This window comes from Acinetobacter sp. C13, from assembly GCF_016809775.1.
GTDB lineage: Bacteria > Pseudomonadota > Gammaproteobacteria > Pseudomonadales > Moraxellaceae > Acinetobacter > Acinetobacter pittii.
In genome coordinates, this window is sequence record NZ_JAFBJL010000005.1 from 56,535 (window position 1) to 79,721 (window position 23,187).

The following is a 23,187-nucleotide window of genomic DNA, read 5'->3' on the forward strand; positions in this document are numbered from 1 at the left end:
AAGTTATTCTGTGGATAACCACAATGTTATCCACAGAAAATGTGGATAGTTTTAAAGATTTTATGGATAAATTATAATCTTGGTATGATTGGGTACTAATTGCCAAATTTCATCTATATCTACATTTCTAACCGCGATACATCCTAACGTCCAATCCTTATGGGGCATATAAGTCGAGCTAAAAGGCATCGAGAGTAATGATTTCGGAACAGATCCATGAATCATGATATCTCCTCCTGTTGGTTGATTATGTTGCTTGGCATAAGCAATATCTTTCGCATCGGGATAGGAAATATGCAAAGATTTATAGTAAGCACTTTGTGAGTTTCGCCAATCTATAGAATAAATCCCTTCAGGTGTTCTACCATCATTTTCAAAGTGTTTATGTCCTTTGGGATTAAAGCCGAGACGAATCGGATATTGCCGAATCACGTCCTGATTACTCTTGAGCAGAAGTAGGCGTTGGTTTTTAAACACTTCAATTGAGGTAACTGGCTTGGTCTTTATGAGTTCTAATATTTCTTCTTTTGAGAGCGCTTGATGGCTTGACGTAAAAGTCGGTAAATATTTTTCATAATTATAAAAAGCGATTCCCAGTAGAATGATAAGAAATGTACAAATAATGAGGGGTTTAATTTTCATATATTATTCTTTGATGTGTAAGAAACTCTCTTAAGTGTTGAGAATGACTTAAGAGAGTTTAGTTTTTTTAATATTAAGATGAACAGCTCACTGCTACATCTGGAACATCACTTGGTAATGGCCCTAAATCTTGTGGTTGCTCAAGCTCTGGTTGTCTTGTGTATGGATGATTAAGTAGCTTAAATAAACGATCTACTTCGCTAAAATCATCTCTTTCCGCTGCTTCAATAGCACGCTGAGCCATGTGATTCCGTAAAATATAAATCGGATTTACTTGCTGCATGTTTGCATCAAGTTCATCAGTATCTTGATGTTCACGAATACTTTGATATTGGCTAAGAAACTCATCAAACTGTCGAATATCAAGACAATCATCTCGTAGAGTTTTATATTCTTTATTTTGAAGACGAATAAAACTTTGAGTGTAATCGAGTTGTTCAGTTTGTAAGATTCTTAAAAATGAAAAACTACAATCAAGGCTGTCTTTATGGAAATGGGGAAGCCCCATTTTTTGACATAAACCTTGTCCATAGTGTTCTAAAAAGATTGGTTCAAATTGTTCTAAGCAACGTGCTAACTCTTCTTTAAACTCATCTTTTTGTTCAGGCTCAGCGAGAGGGATTAAGTTGTTTAACCACGTCCATAAGTTCCAATGGCCTATGCTTGGCTGATTTTGATAAGTATAACGGCCTTGGTAGTCCGAGTGATTGTTGATCCAGTTGGGGCGGAAACGCTCCATAAAACCATATGGCCCAAAATCGAGTGTTGAACCTGTAATATTTAAGTTATCGGTATTCATCACTCCATGAGCAAATCCAACCAATTGCCATTTTGCAATCATAATTGCAGTACGTTCAACTACCTTTTTGGCAAAGGATAAAATTGGATTTTCAGTTTCTAAGCATTCTGGATAATGCCATTTAATACATTTTTGAGTGAATTCTGACAGCAATTCAGGCGCATATTGATTAATCCATTCGAAGTGTCCTAAACGAATATGACATTCAGATGTTCTAAGTAGCATTGCGCCTAACTCTAGTTTTTCACGCTGTACACCTTGAGTCGAGGTTGTAAAACCGACTGCATGACTAGATGCGACGCCTAAAGCATTTAGAGCATGTCCTGCTAAATATTCACGGACCACAGAACGTAATACTGCTCGTCCATCTCCCATCCTTGAATAAGGGGTAGGGCCTGCACCTTTGAGATGAAGGTCGATGGTTTGGCCCTTTGTATTCAGTATTTGTGCAATTAGTAAACCACGTCCATCGCCGAGTTGTCCTGCCCATTGTCCGAATTGGTGGCCAGCATAGACCATCGCAAGAGACGGAAATTCAGGGAATGTACGCTGTCCACTACAGATCTCAACCCATGCATTTTTATCGTCTTCTGACCATTGCAGTTCATCAGCCAAAGCATTGTTAAAATGTCCTGCTTTTGCACCACGTAAAGGTGATGGTTGCTGAACATGAAATAATTTAGACGGAAGTGAAGGGTAGAGCGGATTAAACTGCATAGGCTTAGCAAAATAGAGAGAGCAGATTTCACTATAACACAGTTAAAAAGCAGGCATAAAAATAGCTCCCGAAAGAGCTATTTTAGATCAGAATTTATTTTAGTCTGACACCACGTTGGTATTCTTTTTAACACTACGCATCAGTGTTTCTAAGCATTCGCGGTGATGACTTAAACGGTGTTCAAGCAATTGAAAATCAACTTTAAGCTTATGATCCATTCTATGAATCTTTTCAGCCATTGCTGCTTTTTTCGCTTGTAACTCTTGTTCTTTAAGTTTTGCCCAATCATTTAAGGTGTGTGTAAATGCTTCGTACTCTTGTGCAATACGTTGTTTCATTTGAGTAATGTCTGCATTTACATCATGACCATAAATAGCTAGGTCTTGTTCAGCGTATTTAAATTTCATCGCCAGTTCTGCTTTTTTAATATTAAAGCTTGGAATACGACGTAAATTTTTAGCTAAACCAATTTTAGAACATGACCAGATCAACCATTTTGTTGGGTCATATTGCCACCATTTCACACCATTACGATAGTCGTATTGGAAGATATGGTGATAGTTGTGGTAACCCTCGCCCCAAGTGGCAATAGCTAACCAGAAATTATCACGTGCTGAGTTTTCGTCTGTATAAGGACGTTTACCAAACATGTGGCAAAGCGAGTTAATAAAGAATGTAACTTGATGGCTAATGATTAAACGTAAGAGACCACCTAGGAGGACTACACCCCATAGATCACCTGTTGCCCAACCAATTAAACCTAAAATACCAACATGAACTGCGACTACAAGTAGTGCGTAATATTTATGCTGGAACATGACCAATTTATCATTGAGTAGGTCTGGTGCATTTTTAAAGTCTGGCTCAGATGGTGAATGATCGCGGATCATCCAACCCATATGGGCATACCAAAAACCACGCTCAATTGAATACGGATCTTCATCAACATCATCAACATGTCGATGGTGAGTACGGTGACCAGATGCCCAGAACAAAATACTATTTTGTACGGCAAATGTTCCACCGATCATTAAAAGAATTTTAAGCGGTAACGACGCTTCATAAGCTCGGTGAGCCCAAAGGCGATGGTAACCAGCAGTAATCCCCATACTACTTAGAGCTAAAAGAAAAAATAAGCTTACCCATGCGCTTACACTAAAATCATAAAAATACGCATAAATCGGGATTATGATTGCGGCAAGAATTGGTAAACCAATTAAGGTAATGCTAGCGGTCCAGTTAATTGGGGCTTTGAGTGGGGCGGAAGTCATATCCGGCAGCGCTCCTAGAATCCTTGTGAAACAAGGTACAAAGACAAAACGACATAGCAAAACCAATCATCAAGATATATTGCTATTCTATCCTTCATATTAGCACGTGCTTAGTGAGAATCACTAGCATTATTGTACAGATGTATTGAAAGAACCGTAACAGAATTAAACTATGTCAAAGAGTTTTTCAAGCAGGAGAAGTTGTTTAATGAACGTACAACGATTGAAAAAAAAGAACAGCATTGATATTTCAAGAAAATTATCATTGAAGTGTATCTTGGTCACAATCAGTCTTGTATTAGCCGCATGTCAAAGTGCACCCGAACAAACTACGAAAAAAGTTCAACCAAAAAGAACAGTTCATCAGACTCAAACCCCTGTTGTAAAAAAGAGAGTGAGTCCAGATGGCATTCAAGATATTGATTGGCAGATCACTCAGATCAGTGGTCATAAGGCAAAATTCTTTAACCAATGGCCAACTCTTTCACTGAACTCAGCAGTTAAAACAGTATCGGGCCATACTGGCTGTAATGCTGTTTTTGGCCGTTATACATTTAATTTCAGCCAGCAAAAACTTGATATGCAAGTAAATGCAGGTCATTCAAGCTGTGATGGTGCTTTGGCTCAAGAAGCAGAGTTGGTAGATGCTTTGCAACGTATTCAACGCTTCCAACTCGTAGGTAATACGCTATATTTACTTGACCAGAATGGTCAGCGTCTCATTCAGGCACAAAAGAAATAAAAGGTGGTTTTTACCACCTTTTTTATATTTATAGGGCTTGTAACATCGTGGTTGGAATATCTGTAATTAAGCCCTGAACTTCTAAATCACGTAGTCTTTTTGCTCTTTCTACATCATTTACTGTCCAGACACTAATGTTCAAACCAGCTTGATGTGATAATTGAATCATTTCATCTGTTGCCAGCTGATCGTGCCAACCAATATGACAGCACCCATACTGATGCGCGAGTTCAATCGCTGTTGCGCCAACCGGAAGTTCAACTAACAATCCGCGTTTAAATTGAGAGTTTATATCGCGTAAGGCAGTTAAAATTTGAAGATCAAAACTTGTGATGGTTACAACTTTCTCAAAACCCTGTAATTCAGTCTCAAGCTTTTGAACGAGTTTTTCGGCCAACACCATATCTCTTACAGCTTTAACTTCAACTTCAATATGATCGAAATTATCAAGTAAATTTAAAACACCTTTTAGTGTAGGCGTTGGTTCAGAGGTTGGCCAATTGGGCCAGCTTTGACGATGATCAAATGACAACGCTTGAGCCAAAGTAGATTGCTCTACAACTTGATCGACTCCAGCTGTACGTAAAAAACTATCATCATGAATAACAACTAACTCTTGGTCTTGAAGCTGACGAATATCGAATTCGACACCACGAATACCTAAATTTTTTATGTGCTGAAACCCACCAAGTGTATTTTCAGGAGCTTCTCGGCGTGCACCACGATGACCAATAATGCGCATAATTTTCTTCTATGAAATATTTTGACTATGGTCTCTTTAAAAAGACCAGAGACCATGTTTAATCTAATCTATTTTTAAATAATCTCATTAATATTTTTTTGCCAAAGTACTTCTTGTCCGCCTTCGGCACGCTGTAAAGCGCGTGATGCGACAAATAACCAGTCAGATAGACGGTTTAAAAGCTGGAGCGCCGTGGTTTGAATATTTTGATCACGAGTTTGCACCGACATGAGTGATCGCTCTGCACGACGACAAACGGCACGAGCTTGATGAGCATAACTACAAGATAAAGAACCAGATGGTAGAATAAACTCCTTAAGCATCGGTAAGTCTTCATTCATACGATCAATTTCTTTTTCAAGAAATTCAATACAAACCGGCTGGAGTAGATTGTAATTTGGAATACAAACCTCTCCACCTAAATCAAAAAGCCAATGTTGAATCAGACTTAAGCTTTTATCCCAATCAGCCTTATTAGTTACTTGACTAGCTGTGATTTGAGCACGAAGTACCCCAATAATGGCGTTGAGTTCATCAACATCACCAAGTGCTGCAATTCGTAAGTCATCCTTGGCAACACGAGAACCATCGCCTAAACCTGTGGTACCTGAGTCGCCTGTGCGTGTATAGATTTTGCTTAAACGGTGTCCCATGATGGATATCCTGAACATAAAAAAGGGATAATGTCGGTCAGAACATTACCCCGAAACTGGAGTTAAGAAAATATTTTTATAGTTGGCGTGAGAAATTAATAACGGAAAGTGACCCCAACAGAAGCTTGACGGCCACCGTTGATATATTCTGAACCGAAATCGTTAACGACAATATTTTCTACATCACCAATATTCTGAATATTAGTAAAAAGTTTTACATTTGAGCTGATATTCCAAAAAGCATTTAGATCAACTGTTGCATAACCTGGAACTTTAATATTAGCAGAGCTTGTATTTGCTTTGGAGCGAGCAACTACAGCAGCATTGACACCATACAATCCATCATCATAGCCCACTGTCAATGTATAAGTTTGACGAGGTCGATAAGGAGTATCTAATTTAGTCTCTTTATTTTGTGCTTTTGAGTAGACATATTCAGCATTTGCAAATAGGTTGTCGAGTACCCATTTCAAGCCAATTTCACCGCCTTGAATTTTTGCTTTATTTAAATTGATGTAGGTTGTTTTTCCGTCTATCTTACCCGAGCTAATCAAATTCTCCACATCAGTAGAATAACCTGAAATATAAGCTGATAATCCGTAGTTTAGTTTTTGATCTAAACCAATTTCATAAGAGACACTTTTTTCTGGCTTGAGATTCGGATTACTATAAAAGCTACTACCATAAGAACCATATAAATGTTCTAGTGTTGGTGCTTTAAATGCCGTACCAACATTGGTATAGATACTTGTAAGTGGTAAAAGCTGATAGCGTACTGCGATTTGTCCAACAGTATGTGTGCCAAACCAATCATTATCTTCTAAGCGTATGCCAGCTTGAGTGTTGAGACCATTCTTCTGATATTGGTGTTGTAAATAATAACCTGTAGAGTTCGTACTGCGTATCGCTTCCGGAGTAGATGATGCATCATATTCTGACTTGCTATATGTAACACCAGCTAAAATATTCTGATGTTCCATGAATTTCCAAACTGCGTTTAGATCACTTTCATTTGTTTCAGTATTATAGTGACTAGATGTAAGCTTATAGGTTTGCCAATCTGTATCTGTTGATACCCTTGTGTTCTTAATATTGGAATAACGTGCATTAAGCTTAATATCAGGATTGACTTGATATGAACCTAACCAATTGATGAGTTGATTTTTGAAATCACGTATTCCTGTGTTGGAATTTAAAGTTGAGTCATAATATACATTGGTACCTTGATTCTCACTAATAGAGATGCTGGTATCAATCTGATTTTGCTGATAACCTATTTTTGCATGGTATCCTTTTTGATCAAAGCCAGCTTTATCATTTTTATCTTGAATGCTAAGTATTCGTGTTCCATCCGATTCTAAACGTTGTCCGCCTACCTGAGCATAGAATCCAGAAGCATCAACATAATCTGCATTAATAATCGACTTATAAGTATTATTCTCTCCATAAATTCCAGTCAAATTTATGCCTGATTTTGTTGGTTTTTTTGAGATTAAGTTGATTACACCACTAATAGCATCTGAACCATATTGTACTGAAGCTGGACCTTTTAGAATTTCAATTTGATCAATATCAGTTAAATTTATAAATTCTGGATTGACTGGACCGAAACCATTTTGTGAATTTAAACGGGCACCATCTTTCAATAAAAGTGTTTGCCCAGTTTGCCCACCTCGTAAAGATAAGTCTGCAAGTTGGCCAATTCCACCATTTTGTTTTACATAAATAGATGCATCTTTTTGCAAGATATCAGATAGATTTAAAGCAGGATTTTTTTCAATTTCTTCTTTAGAGATTACTGAAATACGCGCTGGAACTTCACTGGCTTTTTCAGCACTTTTTGAAGCAGTGATAACAATTGGGTCAAGCTGAGTTGCATTTGTTGCATCTTCAGCAAAAATAACAGGTGAACACCCCATCGCAATAGCGATAGCCCCTACCAGACGAGTAGGTTGAAAAGATTTAGACATAACATGCTCCATACATTCACCCCACGTGAATGATCGGGTAGATAGATGAAACAAGTAGGTCTCCGGACTTCAGCGCCATAATTCATTTATGGACATATTCACCTTCCCACACTACTGCAGTGGTGTAAGTCGATTTCGACTTAAAAAATATGCTTTACATTGTTACCGTTGCGGGGGCAGTGCCGGACTTTCACCAGCTTCCCTAAAGCATGAATTGCTTACACTTGCTTCTATTTGAACGCAGTATAAAGTGCCGAATTACTTCGTACAATGTCATTTAAAGCAATTCCCTGAGAACTTTTACGCAAGGGGCAAAAATTGCATTACAATGGCGCTTATTTTAAGAAATGGTTGTAGTTTAATCAGCTCATGAGCCAATCAAACCAAAAACGTACACGAGCAAAAATCTGTGGAATTACTCGCAAGCAAGATGTTCAGGCAGTAGTTGCAGCGGGAGCAGATGCGATAGGTTTTGTTTTTTTTCCGCCGAGTCCAAGAAATGTAACAGTTGAACAGGCAGATGAATTAGCAAAACTCGTTCCGCCTTATGTACAAATGGTGGGTTTGTTTGTAAACGCGAGTGTTACTGAAATTCAGGATGTACTTGATTGTATTCCCCTAGATGTATTACAACTACATGGCGATGAAACTCCAGAACAATGTCAGGAAATAGCGCGTCATTGTAAACGTCGCTGGTATAAAGCGATTCAGGTTAAACCTGATCTGGATGTAATTGCTGAAATTCAAAAATATCAGGCAGCTGGTGCCAGTGCTGTATTGCTCGATGCATGGCATCCTGAGCTTAAAGGGGGCACAGGACATCAGTTTGACTGGTCTAAATTCCCGAAACTTGATATTCCATTAATCTTGGCAGGTGGTTTAACCCCTGACAATGTCATTGACGCTATTCATACTACCGGTGCTTTTGCAGTAGATGTGAGCGGAGGCGTAGAGTCCGCAAAAGGTATAAAAGACCAACAACTCATTGAACGATTTATGCAAGGAGTCCAACGTGGATCAGCAAAATAATGTGATTGACTATACCCAATTCCCAGATGCAAATGGGCATTTCGGTATCCATGGCGGACGTTTTGTGTCAGAAACTTTAATGGCGGCATTAGAAGATTTGGAAAATCTCTATTCCCGCATGAAAAATGATGAACAGTTTTTGGCAGAATTCGACCGTGACCTCGCCTACTATGTAGGTCGTCCTAGTCCACTTTATTATGCTGAGCGATGGTCAAAAGAGTTAGGTGGTGCGCAAATTTACCTTAAACGTGAAGACTTAAACCATACAGGTTCACACAAGGTAAATAACACGATTGGTCAGGCGTTATTGGCAAAGCTTTCTGGTAAAAAACGTATTATTGCCGAAACTGGTGCAGGCCAGCATGGTGTAGCAACAGCAACAATTGCAGCACGTTTAGGTCTCGAATGTGTTGTTTATATGGGCGCTGAAGACGTTAAGCGTCAAGCGATGAACGTTTATCGTATGCGTTTGTTGGGTGCTACAGTTGTTCCTGTACAAAGCGGTTCTAAAACGCTGAAAGATGCCATGAATGAAGCAATGCGTGACTGGGTAACCAACGTTGATACGACGTATTATGTGATTGGTACAGTTGCAGGTCCGCATCCTTACCCTCAACTTGTTCGTGACTTCCAGTCAATTATTGGCCGTGAAGCTCGTAAACAGATTTTGGAGCAAGCAGGTCGCTTACCAGATGCATTAGTTGCTTGTGTAGGTGGTGGTTCAAATGCAATGGGCTTGTTCTATCCGTTCTTAAACGATGCCAGTGTAAAAATGTATGGTGTTGAAGCCGCTGGTTTTGGTATTGAGACTGGTAAACACTCTGCGCCTTTAAATGCGGGTCATGTGGGTGTATTACATGGTAACCGTACTTATTTAATGAGTGATGAACAGGGCCAGATTATTGAGACACACAGTATCTCGGCGGGCCTTGATTATCCGGGTGTTGGTCCTGAACATAGCTTCTTGAAAGATATGAAGCGTGTAGAGTACGTGCCGATTAATGATACAGAGGCTCTTCAAGGTTTTCGTGACTTAACCAAAATCGAAGGGATTATTCCTGCGCTTGAAAGCTCGCACGCGATGGCCTATGTGTCTAAGCTTGCACCGACGATGTCTAAAGATCAGATTATTATTGCGACTGTTTCAGGCCGTGGCGATAAAGACTTAATGACAGTTGCACGCATTGATGGCGTAGAAATGGTCGAGATGTAAGAGGATACAATGCCAAGCTTGTTTATGGTGATGTTGGGCGGGCGTCATGCACGTGCTAATACAGAAGTTCATGATGTGGTCATGGCTGTAGGAGATACTTTGGAAGAAGTTTATCCTCAACTTAAACAAGCTTGGTTTGGTGAGGCTCAAGGATTACATATTGATGCTTGGGCTAAGCTCTCAGGAGTTAGTTCTCAAGGACAGAACTATCAAATTCATTTTACAGATGCTGCTCCACAACCAGATGATTTAAAGTTATATTTAATTAATCTAGGTGGATATAATGCAAGTGAATTCGGTGAACTTCATCGTTATGAGTTTGTGGTGGCACCGAATGTGGTAGTTGCCAAACAATTAGGTAAACAATTTATAGATCGGCAGTGGCAAAAAGCACATACAGACCGGGTCATTGATATTGATGACTGTTTAGCGATAGATTGCGTGGCAGGCCGTTATATTCATTTAATAAAAGGCGATTTTGCTGCAACAATTTGGGAAAATACATATTTGACTGTGGGATAGGTCATTTGAAATCTAATATTCATATGGAAGTGGGTAAATGGATTTAATTCAAGAAAATGGACAGCCTCGTTATGGGCGTTTTGAATCTGTACCGTCCACCATTCATGTCCAACGTTATATTTATAAAACTCCTTATGGCAAAGTCCTAAAAGGCTGGCGCAAACAATTAAAATATAAGAAATTTAAATTTTGTGGCATTCAACATAAACATTATAGTATTGGTTTGGCAATTGCAGATATTGGCTGGGTCGGACACGGTTTTTTCTATATCTATGACCATGAAACAGGGCAAGTCATTGAGTGGAATGCTATTCAGCCGTTAGGTCACAAGACGTATCTTGATGAACAGCCTTTGTTTAATCAAAGTTATTTTTCTAAATCGCCTTATCAGTTTGATATTCAGCATGCCAATGGTGTGCGATACATTCGGGTGACTAAATATGGGGAAATTTGCCTGAGCGCTCGTATTTTCTGTGCTGGAACAGATATTTTGAGCTTGTGTACACCAACAGGCATCAATGGTTGGACCTATACCCAAAAGCAGACCACTTTGGCTGTAGAGGGGATGTTCATTAATAAGCAAAATCAAGTTGTACAATTTGATGAAAAGACATTTGCCTCTTTAGATGATACCTGCGGTTTTTTGCGACCTGAAACGGCTTGGTTCTGGCTTTCATGTAATTTCTGGGATGAGCAAGGGCGACGTATTGGTTTAAATTTAGCTTCTGGTGTTAATGAAAGCTTTGGTAATGAAAATTGCTTATGGATTAACGGCGTTTTATTTCCACTGACTGATGTTTTATTTGAAAAAGTAAATGATGAGCTTTGGCAAATTAGCTCTCTAGATCAAAAGCTTAATCTCCAAGTGCATATTGGTTGGTGCCGATACGAAAATATTAATTTAAGAATGATTGGCAGCCAGTTCAACCAGTGGCAAGCTAAAATTAGCGGAACAATTGAGCATGAGGCAACCGATATAATCAATTGCAATGAGCAATACGGTTTACTAGAACAACATTATGCAAAATGGTAACAAGCAGGTTATAAACCTGCTTGCCAGAATGCCTCACCAGCTGCAATAGGATCATTTGTCTTTTCGAGTGTTTCAATCCAAACAGGATATTGACGAATGACTGGATGCTGACTTGGATGAAAGTCTTTTTTAAACCAATCTAAATATTGGTTTTTCATAGCGGTTAATGTGCCATTTTTGCCAAAGAACCAAGGTAAACCTTTAAGGTTCATCAAGAGTCTTTCTCTTGGACTAAAGCCATCACATTTCAACATGATGTTGGTGCGATAGAGTGTAAAGCCAAACATCAGTACTGTTGTAAGAACCAATACAAAACGACGAGTCGACTCAGGAACTTCACCAACTTGTTTCATGACATCAAAAGCAACATCACGGTGTTCCATCTCTTCAATGGCATGCCAAGCAAACAGTGCTCGAACATAGGGGTGAGCATTTTCCAAAGTTTTTTTATTGCTATAAAAGGTTTCTGCCATTAGTGCTGTTAAATGTTCCGCTGCCGCCGTCATCGCAATATTGTATTGCGGTGAGCGTTTAGTGAGTTCAAAACGAAAAATTCTTTTAAGTGTAGCTGTGAACTGGTCAACAGGCATGCCTTGCTCTTTCATGAGCTGATTCATTTTGTCATGTGCAATACCGTGTTGAGCTTCTTGTTTAATAAAGTCTGCAACCCGTTTTTGTAGTTCGGGATCATCAATTTTATCTCGGAACATACGGACACATTCAATAAAATAACGCTCTCCATCTGGAAAGGTTAAGCTGAGCGCATCAAACATACGAGTCAAAAAAGGATCGTTATTAAACCAAAAGCGAGGCGCTTCGTTTAAATGAAAATCCAGATCTTTACGAACCACTGGCTCGACCTGATAAGAAACATGTGCGTTCATATTTTTATTTCTCGCATCTAACATGTTCATTAGTATGTCGCTAATAGTCGGCTTTGTTTTGACAGTTATTGCCAATTTTTATACAGTTTGCGACAAGATGGCATTAAAAAAAGGATGAGCCATGCAGGATTTTACGATTTCAAATGGCTACTTTTATCTGTGGAATACTTATCTAAAAGAAAAAGGAATCGATTGGCAGGCATTAAACCTTACAGATGTTCAGGCCCGTCAAGTTCAAAATATCTTAGCTTCATCTATTGATGCTCAATCTTCTTTAAACTTTTTTCTTGAACTTTTAGAGCTGACAGAGTCTCGTCTACAAGTTTCTAATTTAGCCCTAGAAATGGCAACTTGTATTACACCTGCCAATTTTGGTGTACTGGGATATATGGCTTCTCGAAGTGGGAGCTTTGCAGAGGTTCTTGAATATGTCATGAAATTCCATCGTCTCGTGATTGACGGTGAGCAAGTCGTACCTATGCAAGTTGAACAAGATGCTTCTAACATTCGTTTGTATTGGCCGTTAGTTGATGCCAGTAATATCATACTTTGTGAGCTGACTTTAGCTGCTATGGTGCAGCTTGCTAAACAAATTGCTCCTTTTCATGATTTTCTCTTGCAACATGTTGAGTTCGTGCACCGTTCACGTGGTCCATTAGTTCACTATCAGCGTTTCTTTCAATGTAAATTATCATTTGAGCAACCTTACTATGCATTAACTTTTGCAAGTGAGGGATTGAATGTTCGCCCTCGACATGCAGACCCCAGCTTAATGCAACTTTTAGTGAAACAAGCAGAAGAGGCATTGGCTCAGCGGAAAATACATACAGATTTAGCCCAGCAAATACATTGGATCGTCCATGAATATTTCAAACACAAGCAACAAGCCCCTAAAATAGAGGATATTGCTATTGAGTTGAATATTTCAGTACGAAGCTTGCAGCGTCAATTACAGTCATTAAATACTTCATTTAAATTAATTTTAGATACTGAACGCATGAAACGCTGTGAAATATTACTTCACCAAAATGAAAGCCTCACCACAATTGCTGAACAGTTGGGATATTCGGATCAGTCGGCACTTGCACGGGCTCATAAAAATTTGACAGGACAAACTTTACTCACGCGGAAAAAGGAATTACAACTCGCCAATAAAAATATTGAGAAATAAGCTTTATGCGGTTAATTTTTGGTCAGTCGACGATCTAATAATGGCTCGAAAATAGGAAGCTTTGATCATTGAGAAAAGTTTCAAAATATTGATAAATGTACACCATGGGTTGTATGAATCATACAATCGAATATCGCCATAACGTTAGACCTGTTCAATGGACAAAAAATAGCGTTAAAATGCGATGTTCTTGTATTTCTACAAACAACTCCTCAATTTTAAATAATTCAAGGAAAGCACAACCCTATGTCACGTCTTGCCACCCGTTTTGAAAAGCTTAAGTCCCAACAACGTAAAGCGCTTGTATCTTATGTTATGGCGGGTGATCCACAGCCACAAGTAACGGTTCCGTTACTGCATAAAATGGTTGCGGCAGGAGTAGATGTCATTGAGCTTGGTTTACCATTTTCAGATCCAATGGCTGATGGTCCGGTAATTGCGCTTGCAGCTGAACGTGCGCTTGCAGCAGGGACTAACACGTTGGATGCACTCAACATGGTAAAAGAGTTCCGTGAGCAGGATCAGGAAACACCCGTTGTTCTAATGGGTTATCTGAATCCGGTTGAAGTGATTGGTTACGAGAAGTTTGTTTCTCATGCGAAACAATGTGGTGTAGATGGCTTATTACTTGTGGATTTACCACCAGAAGAGTCAAAAGAGTTTGGTGCTGTGTTGAAACAACATGATATGGACCAAATTTTCTTGCTTGCGCCAACTTCTACAGATCAACGCATTCAACATGTGACTAATCAGGCAAGTGGTTTTATTTACTACGTTTCACTTAAGGGTGTAACTGGAGCAGCAACACTTGATACGGCAGAAGCTGCTGCACGTATTCAAAAAATCAAAAATGCCACTGATATTCCAGTGGGTGTTGGTTTTGGTATTAGTGATGCCGCTTCAGCAAAAGCAATGGGTAATGTTGCTGATGCCGTGATTGTAGGTAGTGCTTTCGTTAAAAATTTTGCAACGTTGGCAGCGGATGACGCTGTTGAACAGACGGTGAGTAAAGTCAAGGAGCTTCGAGCAGCGCTCGATGAGTTAGTATGAATCAAGAAGTGAAACCAGGGAAAGTTCTTAGCCCTTCGACACCATGGACAAAACGTCCGGTTCCAGGTATTGAAGTCGCAGATGAGCAACAAATTCTCAAAGCAACATTTACTGAGCCAACGATTGAATGTCCTGAATGTCATGCACTAGTGACACGTACAGCAATTTCTTTCAACGCATATGTTTGTCCACAATGTGATGAACACTTACGAATGAAAGCTCGTGACCGCTTGAACTGGTTCTTCGATAATGTTGTAACTGAATTGGGTCAAGAATTTACTGCAAAAGATCCATTAAAGTTTGTTGACTCTAAACCGTATCCAGATCGTATGCGTGAAGCGCAAAGCAAAACTGGTGAAACGGAAGCATTAATTGCCATGCAAGGTAACTTAAATGGCGTAGATATGATTGCATGTGCTTTTGAGTTCGACTTTATGGGCGGCTCAATGGGTACCGTTGTAGGTGACCGTTTTGTACAGGCTGCCGAGCTTGCAATTGCAAAACGTCAGCCATTAATCTGTTTCGCAGCTTCTGGCGGCGCGCGTATGCAAGAAGGTATGTTATCGCTTATGCAAATGGCGCGCACTTCTGCTGCGATTCAAAAATTAAAAGATGCTGGCTTACCATATATCGTTGTGTTAACACATCCTGTGTATGGTGGTGTAACAGCTTCTTTAGCAATGTTGGGTGATATTCATATTGCTGAACCTAAAGCAATGATTGGCTTTGCTGGTAAACGTGTAATTGAGCAGACTGTACGTGAAACTCTTGAAGAACCGTTCCAACGTGCTGAATATTTGCTTGATCATGGTGTAATCGATCAGATTGTTCATCGCCACGCTTTACGTGATACTGTATCTCGACTTGTATCGAAATTGATGAACTTACCTTGAACCAACAAGCTCCACTTTCAATAGACTCTTTAGATACATGGCTCAATTATTGGAGCCATGTTCACGTTACAGGGATAGATCTTGGTCTGGAACGTGTAATTCCTGTTGCAGAAAAGCTGGGTGTAACTCAGCCTCATGCTAAAGTTTTTACAGTAGCCGGAACGAATGGTAAAGGCTCAACCACAACCACACTGGCTGCGATATTAAACGCACAAGGTTATAAAGTTGGGTTATATCAGTCACCGCATATCTATCGCTTTAATGAGCGAGTTAAGTTAGGTGGAGTTGAAGTCGATGATCAAAGTCTGATTGATGCTTTTGTTCAAGTCGATCAGGCTCGTCGCGATTGTGATTTAAGCTTATCTTTTTTTGAAGCAACCACTTTGGCTGCTTTTGTTATTTTTAAACAACAACAATGTGATGTATGGGTGCTCGAAGTTGGTCTGGGCGGACGTTTAGATGTCGTCAATGTGATTGATCCCGACATTGCAGTGATTACTAATATTGGCCTAGATCACACAGATTGGCTAGGCGATACCATCGAAAAAATTGCTTTTGAAAAAGCAGGCATTATTCGTCCACATATTCCGGTTATCTTTGCGGGTGAGCAACAATTACCGCAAGCAATTCAAGATAAAGCACAAAGTTCACAAGCAGACTTATATACCGTTAATCGTGATTATTTTTATAAGCTCGCAGAAGATGGACAAAACTGGTACTTTGCTTCGGAAGGAACCACTTTAAAACTTCCTTTAGGTACATTAGCGATTGAAAATATTGCAGGAGCAGTTGCGGCCATTTTAAATAGCGGACTTGAGATTTCTCAGTCAGCATTAGAAAAAGGTATCCAATCTGCTCGCTTAGCTGGACGTTTTGAACAGCGTCAAGTGGATGGGAAGACGGTCATTTTTGATGCCGGACACAATCCTCATGGTGTTGAATTTTTGTTAAAGCAATTGCGAAATTTCTTAGAATACAATAAACAGTACACAGAAGTTGTCGCAGTATTTTCAATGCTGGCAGATAAAGATATAAAATCAGTAGCCGATTTATTGAAACCTACTGTTTTACATTGGAAAATTGCTGAATTGAATGTGCCGCGTGCTGCACCGATTCAGCAACTCAATGATGCCTTGCAAGGCCAGACAGTACAACAATATGGCAATATCAAAGAGGCTTTTAAATCAGCGCTTGAGCAAACAAATAACAATCAGCTGATTTTGGCCTGTGGTTCGTTTCATACTTTAGAAGCGATTTGGGAGTATTTGGAAGAATGTCAATGAATAACAAACAACGCTGGATGGGTGGCGTTGTTTTACTAGGAGGTGGTGTTTTATTGGCAGCATTACTTCTAAAAGGAAATGAGGAAATAAAACAGGTTGAAGCTCAACCATCCGCATCCACATCGCCAAAAACTCAAACTAAACCAAAACAGACAACTGAAGGGCAAATGGTACAACTACAACCTCTTGCGGTTGATGTTGAAACTGAAAAACGTTTGCTAGAAGAACAGCGTCGTGCGCGTGAAAAGGCCGTTGCTGAACAAGAAGCACGTGCAGCTGAGTTCTTAGCAATGCAGCAGCAAGCTGAAGCTGACGCTGCTCGTAAAGCTGCAGCAGAGTACGCTGCGATTAATGCGCGCCGTACAGCGGCTCAAGAAAGTTCAGATAATATTCCACCGGAGTTAGTGGGTGAGGCGAAAGCTAAAAACCAGCAAGCTAATACGGTGAATAAAACAACTGATACTTCAAAAATAGATGCAGACAAGAAAGCTGCTGAAGCAAAACGCCAAGCGGAAGCAGACAAGAAAGCGGCTGATGCTAAGCGTCAAGCAGAAGCAGACAAAAAAGCAACTGAAGCAAAACGTCAAGCGGAAGCAGACAAGAAAGCTGCTGAAGCTAAACGACAGGCAGAAGCAGATAAAAAGGCTGCAGAAGCAAAACGCCAAGCAGAAGCAGACAAGAAAGCTGCTGAAGCCAAACGACAAGCAGAAGCTGATAAAAAAGCCTCTGATGCTAAACGAAAAGCTGAAGCTGAGAAAAAAGCTGAAGCTGAAAAAGCGCGTGAGCTGCTTGAAAATGGCGATAAAAAGTGGATGGTTCAAGTCGCTTTGGCTGCTAACCAAGCAAATGCAGATGCAGTTGTTTCTAAATTACGAGCTAAAGGCTATAAGGTCACTACAAGCCCAACCAGTAAGGGGATTCGTATTATGGTTGGACCTGCAAAAGACCGTGATACAGCAGATGCTGCTCGTAAGAAAATTACTTCTGATTCAAGTTTAAACATGAAATCAGCGTGGGTGATTGACTGGGTACCGTTAGACCAACGTTAACCAGATTAAAAATTCCACTCAAAATGTTACTAAGATGGATTCGACAGTTGCTGTTGAATCCATTTTACATTTTCAGGTGTAAATAAACGGTCAATGTTCTTCCAGATAATATGATAACCGTAACCACCTTGTTTCATTTCCTTAACCGCATCGTCAATTGCCCAATTTTCAAAAATAATGCGATACATGGCAACGCTGGCGCCGGTACGGTCTGAACCATGGTAGCAGTGTAATAAAACGCGCTGGTCATTCTGCTTGGCAATTTTGATTTGTTGCATGACTTCTAAGAGATCTTGTCGGTCAATTGCCCAAGTGTTGATAGGAATATGCACAAGATTAAAATTTTCATTTTTAAAAACTAAAGTATCTGCGTCTTTGGCTCTTAAATTAATGATCGTTCCAATTTGATGATTCTTTAATTCAGAAATCATTGCAGCATCAGGCTGTTCACTGCGATAAACATCATTACTAATTTGATAAAAGTTATGAGTCTGAGAAACTAAGCTTCCCCAATCTTGTGGTCGATGCTCATGGGCGATACTTTCGTGCTGCATACACCCTTGTAAACTTATACAGATGACAAGTGTAAGGAGCGATAATTTTTTCATGTTTGATACCGTTTCAGCTCATCAGGGTCGTGAGCACAAATTATTTCAATCATTGGTTCATGTTGAGCTAAATGCTGTAAACGCTTGAGATTAAAAAGACGTTTTTGATTGTCTTCTGCAAATGTTTTTTCCAACAGACCAAGTGATCTTAATTTATTTTTAGGGTTTAACTCTAGGTGTGAGTAGTAGGCATCTCCACAAAATAATAACCATTGATTTTGTTGCTTTATTGCAATACCGCAATGTCCAGCTGAATGCCCCAACAGTGGTACCATTAAAATTTCATCTTGAAACAGTGGAAATCCTTTTACTTTTTCGAGGTTAAACCATGCTTCACCTTTTTGATATTCAATAAAGTTCCAGTAGCGATGATCTTTATATTGATTGGTTCTATAACGAAGTTTGCCCTTAAAATTTGGAAGTTGGGCTGCGTTATATTCTGCAGCTAAAACATGCACAGTGGCATGTGGAAAATCTGAGATACCACCAGCATGATCAAAATCAAGATGAGTGACAAAGATGTGCTGTACATCCTTCGGATTAAATCCTAGCTTTTGAATTTGTTGGATCGCACTAAATTCAAGATTATGCTCAATATTGCCTAAGCGTTTAACTAATGAGCCTAGGCGCTGCTTCATATGTAAGTAATCTTGCAAGCCAAAGCCAGTATCGATAAGCACTAAGCCTCGATCAGTTTCAACTAAAAGACAATGACAGATTACTTCAGCTCGGAAGCCTTTTTGTCCAAATAAGGGTGCACAAACTGGGCACATGCTGCCACACTTTAAATGATGAATTTTATAGATCATGATTTTTATTTTTTTACCGAATCGTTTCGAGTTATAACTGATCTGAACAATAAAAACCATGAGTATTCAATACATAAATAAAAAAGCCATCACTACGGATGACTTTTTCGGGTGTGATATTTAATCTAAGTGTGCCTACGCGCTTTGCTTGTCTTGTAGGGAATTTTTCAGATATTTGCCTACGCACTGCGTTTGTCTTGCAAGCAATAAAACCTTTAGTCGGTTTTATTGCTTTCAGGCTGTGGCGTGAGGCGTAAATAAGGTTTAACAGCCGTATAACCTTTAGGGAAACGTTGTTTAATTTCTTCTTCATCTTTAAGTGATGGCACAATAACGACATCTTCACCTTGCTGCCAGTTCGCTGGTGTAGCGACTTTATGCTTGTCTGTTAATTGTAATGAATCCACAACACGTAAGACTTCGTTAAAATTTCGGCCCGTCGAAGCAGGGTAGGTAATGATTAAGCGAACTTTTTTGTTAGGATCAATAATCACTAATGAGCGCACTGTTAGAGTTTCACTGGCATTAGGGTGAATGAAGCCATAGAGCTCAGATACTTTACGATCTTTATCTGCAATGATTGGAAAGTTTACAGTTGTATTTTGTGTTTCATTAATATCGTTGATCCAGCCCTTGTGCGACTCTACATCGTCTACAGACAAAGCAATCGCTTTAACATTCCGCTTCGTAAATTCATCTTTTAATTTTGCTGTATAACCTAATTCAGTTGTACATACGGGAGTATAGTCGGCTGGATGTGAAAATAAGATTCCCCAACTATCCCCTAAAAAATCATAAAAATTAATTGTGCCTTCACTCGATTCTTGTTGAAAATCGGGAGCAGTATCTCCTAATCGTAGTGTCATTATCTTTCCTCAATTGCTCATAATTTGTTATTCGATTGAATGAATATGCAGCATTTACTTTATGATTAAAATTATTGTTTTTGTATTTTATTATGAACTTTTTATATAAGTGTAAATATATATGACTAAAACTCATTATTTTAAGTGCTTAATCAATGTAACTTTAAGGTAAATTTGCTAAATTAGATTTCTCGGAAGTTATGCTTAATCGATGAGCGTTAATGGTGTGTTTTTGGTGCTCGGCACATTAAGGGGAGATTAGATGAATGAAAAACCATTCGTCTAACTATCAGATTTTTTTTAGGGGTTTTGTGCAAACCCCTTGTACTTCAAATTTCTGACACCATAATAAACGACTGAGAAAAAGTTTATTCATTTGACCAAGCAAGATTTAGAGAGTTTATCCATGTTGGCAAGTCTGATCGGAGGTATCTTCGGTACAAAAAATGAGCGTGAACTCAAACGCATGCGCAAAATTGTTGAGCAAATCAATGCGCTCGAGCCGACGATATCAGCTTTAAGCGATGCAGACTTATCTGCAAAAACTCCAGAATTCAAACAACGTTATAATAATGGCGAAAGTTTAGATAAATTACTTCCAGAAGCGTTTGCAGTTTGTCGTGAAGCTGCTAAACGTGTAATGGGTATGCGTCATTATGACGTTCAGTTAATTGGCGGTATTACCTTACATGAAGGTAAGATCGCCGAGATGCGTACTGGTGAAGGTAAAACCCTTATGGGTACTCTGGCGTGTTATTTAAACGCTTTGAGTGGTCAGGGTGTACATGTCATTACTGTGAACGATTATTTGGCACAGCGTGATGCCGAATTGAACCGCCCATTATTTGAGTTTTTGGGTCTATCAATTGGTACGATTTATTCAATGCAAGGTCCGTCAGAAAAAGCGGAAGCTTATCTTGCAGATATTACTTACGGTACCAATAACGAATTCGGTTTTGACTACTTACGTGACAACATGGTGTTTTCTTTAGCAGAAAAGAAACAACGTGGTTTGCACTATGCCATTATCGATGAAGTTGACTCCATCTTAATTGATGAGGCACGTACACCATTAATTATTTCTGGTCAAAGTGAAGACTCTTCACACCTCTACAGTGCAATCAATACGATTCCACCTAAATTGCATCCGCAAAAAGAAGAAAAAGTATCAGATGGCGGTCACTTCTGGATTGATGAAAAGCAGCGTTCAGTTGAAATGACCGAAGTTGGTTATGAAACTGTTGAACAAGAACTTATCCAAATGGGCTTGTTGGCCGAAGGCGAAAGCTTATATTCAGCAACAAACCTAAACCTTGTTCACCATGTATCTGCTGCTATTCGTGCGCATTTCCTATTCCAACGTGATGTTCACTATATTATTCATGATGGTGAAGTGGTTATTGTCGATGAACATACGGGTCGTACGATGCCGGGTCGTCGTTGGTCAGAAGGTTTGCATCAAGCTGTTGAAGCAAAAGAAGGTTTAGAAATTCAGCCTGAAAACCAAACTTTAGCGACAACAACATTCCAGAACTATTTCCGTCTCTATAAAAAGCTTTCAGGTATGACAGGTACTGCTGATACCGAAGCTGCGGAAATGAAAGAAATTTACGGTCTTGATGTTGTGATTATTCCAACTCACCGTCCAATGATTCGTAACGACCAAAACGATTTAATTTATTTAAACCGTAACGGCAAATATAACGCGATTATTCAAGAAATTATGAATATTCGTCAGCAGGGTGTTGCTCCTATTCTGATTGGTACAGCAACCATCGAAGCCAGCGAAATTTTATCTTCTAAGTTAATGCAAGCTGGTATTCATCATGAAGTTTTGAACGCAAAACAACATGAGCGTGAAGCTGACATTATTGCTCAAGCGGGTAGCCCGAATGCAGTAACGATTGCAACTAACATGGCTGGTCGTGGTACGGATATTATCTTGGGTGGTAACTGGAAAGCTAAGCTTGCCAAACTTGAAAACCCAACTGCAGAAGATGAAGCACGTCTAAAAGCACAATGGGAACAAGACCACGAAGATGTATTGCAAGCAGGTGGTTTGCATATCATTGGTTCTGAACGCCATGAATCACGTCGTATTGACAACCAGTTACGTGGTCGTGCCGGTCGTCAGGGTGACCCTGGTGTTTCTCGTTTCTATTTATCTCTTGAAGATGATCTGATGCGTATTTTCGCAGGCGACCGTGTCGTTGGTATGATGCGCGCGATGGGTTTGAAAGAAGACGAAGCGATTGAACATAAAATGGTGAGCCGTTCGATTGAGAATGCTCAGCGTAAAGTTGAAGCACGTAACTTTGATATTCGTAAAAACTTATTGAAATACGATGACGTGAATAATGAACAGCGTAAGATCATTTATTCTCAACGTGATGAAGTATTAGCTGAAAACACCTTAAAAGACTACGTTGAAGAAATGCATCGTGAAGTGATGCAAGGCATGATTGCTAACTTTATTCCACCAGAGTCAATTCATGATCAGTGGGATGTGGAAGGTTTAGAAAATGCTTTACGTATTGATTTAGGTATTGAGCTGCCAATTCAAGAATGGTTAGACCAAGATCGTCGTTTAGATGAAGAGGGTTTGGTTGAGCGTATTAGTGATGAAGTAATTGAACGTTATCGTCAGCGCCGCGCTCAAATGGGTGATGAATCAGCAGCAATGCTTGAGCGCCATTTCGTTTTAAACTCTCTTGATCGCCATTGGAAAGATCACTTGGCTGCAATGGATTATTTGCGCCAAGGTATTCACTTACGTGGCTATGCGCAAAAGAACCCTGAACAGGAATATAAGAAAGAAGCTTTCAACCTGTTCGTAAACATGTTGGGTATTATTAAAACTGATGTTGTGACTGATTTGTCTCGTGTACATATCCCAACACCAGAAGAACTTGCAGAAATGGAAGCTCAACAGCAGCAGCAAGCTGAATCAATGAAGCTTTCTTTTGAACATGATGATGTAGATGGTTTAACTGGTGAAGTTACACTTTCTCAAGAAACCATGAACGAGTCTGCTGAACAGCAAGCTTTCCCTGTTCCAGAAAGCCGTAATGCACCATGCCCATGTGGTTCAGGACTAAAATATAAGCAATGTCACGGTAAGATCTAATCTGCCTTCACAAAAAAAGCAGAACAATTGTTCTGCTTTTTTTATGTTTGTAGTAAGCCTGTGAATAATGTTTGCAGTTTTAAGCATTAAATGCTATTTACTTCTCATCCAGA

General features: G+C 39.5%; 21 protein-coding genes and 1 riboswitch. Of the genes, 11 read left to right on the top strand and 10 right to left on the bottom strand.

Translation table 11 applies throughout. From position 1 onward, the window contains the following. Positions 1-60 precede the first annotated feature (60 nt). The 3 genes from JGE69_RS14255 to JGE69_RS14265 form a co-directional block, all read right to left on the bottom strand. Entirely contained in the window at positions 61-642 is a 582-nt protein-coding gene (locus JGE69_RS14255) for a L,D-transpeptidase family protein (protein ID WP_199113854.1), read from the bottom strand. 73 nt (positions 643-715) lie between these two features. Next, on the bottom strand, positions 716-2,158 hold the full coding sequence (locus JGE69_RS14260; protein WP_199113855.1) for a protein adenylyltransferase SelO: 1,443 nt from the start codon (positions 2,156-2,158) through the stop codon (positions 716-718). Between the two features lie 99 nt (positions 2,159-2,257). Beyond that, complete coding sequence (locus JGE69_RS14265; protein WP_017385625.1) at positions 2,258-3,430, bottom strand: acyl-CoA desaturase; 1,173 nt, start codon at positions 3,428-3,430, stop codon at positions 2,258-2,260. A gap of 208 nt (positions 3,431-3,638) precedes the next feature. On the opposite strand from JGE69_RS14265, the gene JGE69_RS14270 reads away from it, so the two are divergent. After that, complete coding sequence (locus tag JGE69_RS14270) at positions 3,639-4,172, top strand: META domain-containing protein (protein WP_017385624.1); 534 nt, start codon at positions 3,639-3,641, stop codon at positions 4,170-4,172. Between the two features lie 28 nt (positions 4,173-4,200). Here JGE69_RS14270 and JGE69_RS14275 read toward each other — a convergent pair whose 3' ends face one another. The 3 genes from JGE69_RS14275 to JGE69_RS14285 all read right to left on the bottom strand — a co-directional run bounded on the left by JGE69_RS14275 (position 4,201) and on the right by JGE69_RS14285 (position 7,537). Continuing rightward, the gene (locus tag JGE69_RS14275) at positions 4,201-4,914 is read right to left on the bottom strand and encodes a glycerophosphodiester phosphodiesterase (RefSeq protein WP_017402650.1); all 714 of its coding nucleotides are present in this window, start codon (positions 4,912-4,914) and stop codon (positions 4,201-4,203) included. A gap of 74 nt (positions 4,915-4,988) precedes the next feature. Next, the gene (locus JGE69_RS14280; protein ID WP_069124060.1) at positions 4,989-5,567 is read right to left on the bottom strand and encodes a cob(I)yrinic acid a,c-diamide adenosyltransferase; all 579 of its coding nucleotides are present in this window, start codon (positions 5,565-5,567) and stop codon (positions 4,989-4,991) included. Positions 5,568-5,662: 95 nt separating this feature from the next. Next, on the bottom strand, positions 5,663-7,537 hold the full coding sequence (locus JGE69_RS14285; protein WP_199113857.1) for a TonB-dependent receptor plug domain-containing protein: 1,875 nt from the start codon (positions 7,535-7,537) through the stop codon (positions 5,663-5,665). Positions 7,538-7,572: 35 nt separating this feature from the next. Then, a riboswitch (cobalamin riboswitch) is annotated at positions 7,573-7,780 on the bottom strand. 126 nt (positions 7,781-7,906) lie between these two features. Between JGE69_RS14285 and JGE69_RS14290 the strand changes: the two genes are divergently transcribed. The 4 genes from JGE69_RS14290 to JGE69_RS14305 are packed head-to-tail and all read left to right on the top strand — an operon-like array spanning position 7,907 to position 11,334. Beyond that, positions 7,907-8,566 (top strand): phosphoribosylanthranilate isomerase, encoded by a 660-nt coding sequence (locus JGE69_RS14290; RefSeq protein WP_086443327.1) that lies wholly within the window; start codon positions 7,907-7,909, stop codon positions 8,564-8,566. Beyond that, complete coding sequence (gene trpB / locus JGE69_RS14295; protein WP_000372737.1) at positions 8,550-9,779, top strand: tryptophan synthase subunit beta; 1,230 nt, start codon at positions 8,550-8,552, stop codon at positions 9,777-9,779. The genes JGE69_RS14290 and trpB overlap by 17 nt, the downstream gene beginning before the upstream one ends. 9 nt (positions 9,780-9,788) lie before the next feature. Beyond that, on the top strand, positions 9,789-10,301 hold the full coding sequence (locus JGE69_RS14300) for a DUF1543 domain-containing protein (RefSeq protein WP_199113859.1): 513 nt from the start codon (positions 9,789-9,791) through the stop codon (positions 10,299-10,301). A 37-nt stretch (positions 10,302-10,338) separates the two neighbouring features. Beyond that, positions 10,339-11,334, top strand: coding sequence for a DUF2804 domain-containing protein (locus JGE69_RS14305; protein ID WP_199113861.1), 996 nt, complete (start codon positions 10,339-10,341; stop codon positions 11,332-11,334). A gap of 8 nt (positions 11,335-11,342) precedes the next feature. Here JGE69_RS14305 and JGE69_RS14310 read toward each other — a convergent pair whose 3' ends face one another. Beyond that, positions 11,343-12,218, bottom strand: coding sequence for a metal-dependent hydrolase (locus JGE69_RS14310; RefSeq protein WP_032036968.1), 876 nt, complete (start codon positions 12,216-12,218; stop codon positions 11,343-11,345). 121 nt (positions 12,219-12,339) lie between these two features. Between JGE69_RS14310 and JGE69_RS14315 the strand changes: the two genes are divergently transcribed. The 5 genes from JGE69_RS14315 (at position 12,340) to JGE69_RS14335 (ending at position 17,664) form a co-directional block, all read left to right on the top strand. Further along, complete coding sequence (locus tag JGE69_RS14315; RefSeq protein WP_017482184.1) at positions 12,340-13,389, top strand: AraC family transcriptional regulator; 1,050 nt, start codon at positions 12,340-12,342, stop codon at positions 13,387-13,389. Positions 13,390-13,635: 246 nt separating this feature from the next. After that, on the top strand, positions 13,636-14,439 hold the full coding sequence (gene trpA, locus JGE69_RS14320) for a tryptophan synthase subunit alpha (RefSeq protein WP_063099583.1): 804 nt from the start codon (positions 13,636-13,638) through the stop codon (positions 14,437-14,439). Next, on the top strand, positions 14,436-15,332 hold the full coding sequence (gene accD, locus JGE69_RS14325) for an acetyl-CoA carboxylase, carboxyltransferase subunit beta (protein WP_005804699.1): 897 nt from the start codon (positions 14,436-14,438) through the stop codon (positions 15,330-15,332). The genes trpA and accD overlap by 4 nt, the downstream gene beginning before the upstream one ends. After that, the gene (gene folC / locus JGE69_RS14330) at positions 15,329-16,615 is read left to right on the top strand and encodes a bifunctional tetrahydrofolate synthase/dihydrofolate synthase (RefSeq protein WP_199113863.1); all 1,287 of its coding nucleotides are present in this window, start codon (positions 15,329-15,331) and stop codon (positions 16,613-16,615) included. The genes accD and folC overlap by 4 nt, the downstream gene beginning before the upstream one ends. After that, the gene (locus JGE69_RS14335) at positions 16,606-17,664 is read left to right on the top strand and encodes an SPOR domain-containing protein (protein WP_130119485.1); all 1,059 of its coding nucleotides are present in this window, start codon (positions 16,606-16,608) and stop codon (positions 17,662-17,664) included. The genes folC and JGE69_RS14335 overlap by 10 nt, the downstream gene beginning before the upstream one ends. Before the next feature lie 29 nt (positions 17,665-17,693). Here JGE69_RS14335 and JGE69_RS14340 read toward each other — a convergent pair whose 3' ends face one another. The 3 genes from JGE69_RS14340 to JGE69_RS14350 all read right to left on the bottom strand — a co-directional run bounded on the left by JGE69_RS14340 (position 17,694) and on the right by JGE69_RS14350 (position 19,947). Continuing rightward, positions 17,694-18,272, bottom strand: coding sequence for a dual specificity protein phosphatase family protein (locus JGE69_RS14340; protein ID WP_197738968.1), 579 nt, complete (start codon positions 18,270-18,272; stop codon positions 17,694-17,696). Continuing rightward, positions 18,269-19,081 carry an MBL fold metallo-hydrolase gene (locus JGE69_RS14345; RefSeq protein ID WP_199113989.1) on the bottom strand — a complete coding sequence of 271 codons (813 nt, stop codon included), beginning with the start codon at positions 19,079-19,081 and terminating at the stop codon, positions 18,269-18,271. Before JGE69_RS14345 ends, JGE69_RS14340 begins: the two co-directional genes overlap by 4 nt. Before the next feature lie 215 nt (positions 19,082-19,296). Continuing rightward, positions 19,297-19,947: a peroxiredoxin gene (locus JGE69_RS14350; RefSeq protein ID WP_005050084.1), complete on the bottom strand. Its 651-nt coding sequence runs from the start codon at positions 19,945-19,947 to the stop codon at positions 19,297-19,299. A gap of 406 nt (positions 19,948-20,353) precedes the next feature. Here JGE69_RS14350 and secA point away from each other — a divergent pair, with 406 nt between their 5' ends. After that, entirely contained in the window at positions 20,354-23,074 is a 2,721-nt protein-coding gene (secA, locus tag JGE69_RS14355; protein ID WP_068564965.1) for a preprotein translocase subunit SecA, read from the top strand. Positions 23,075-23,187 lie beyond the last annotated feature (113 nt).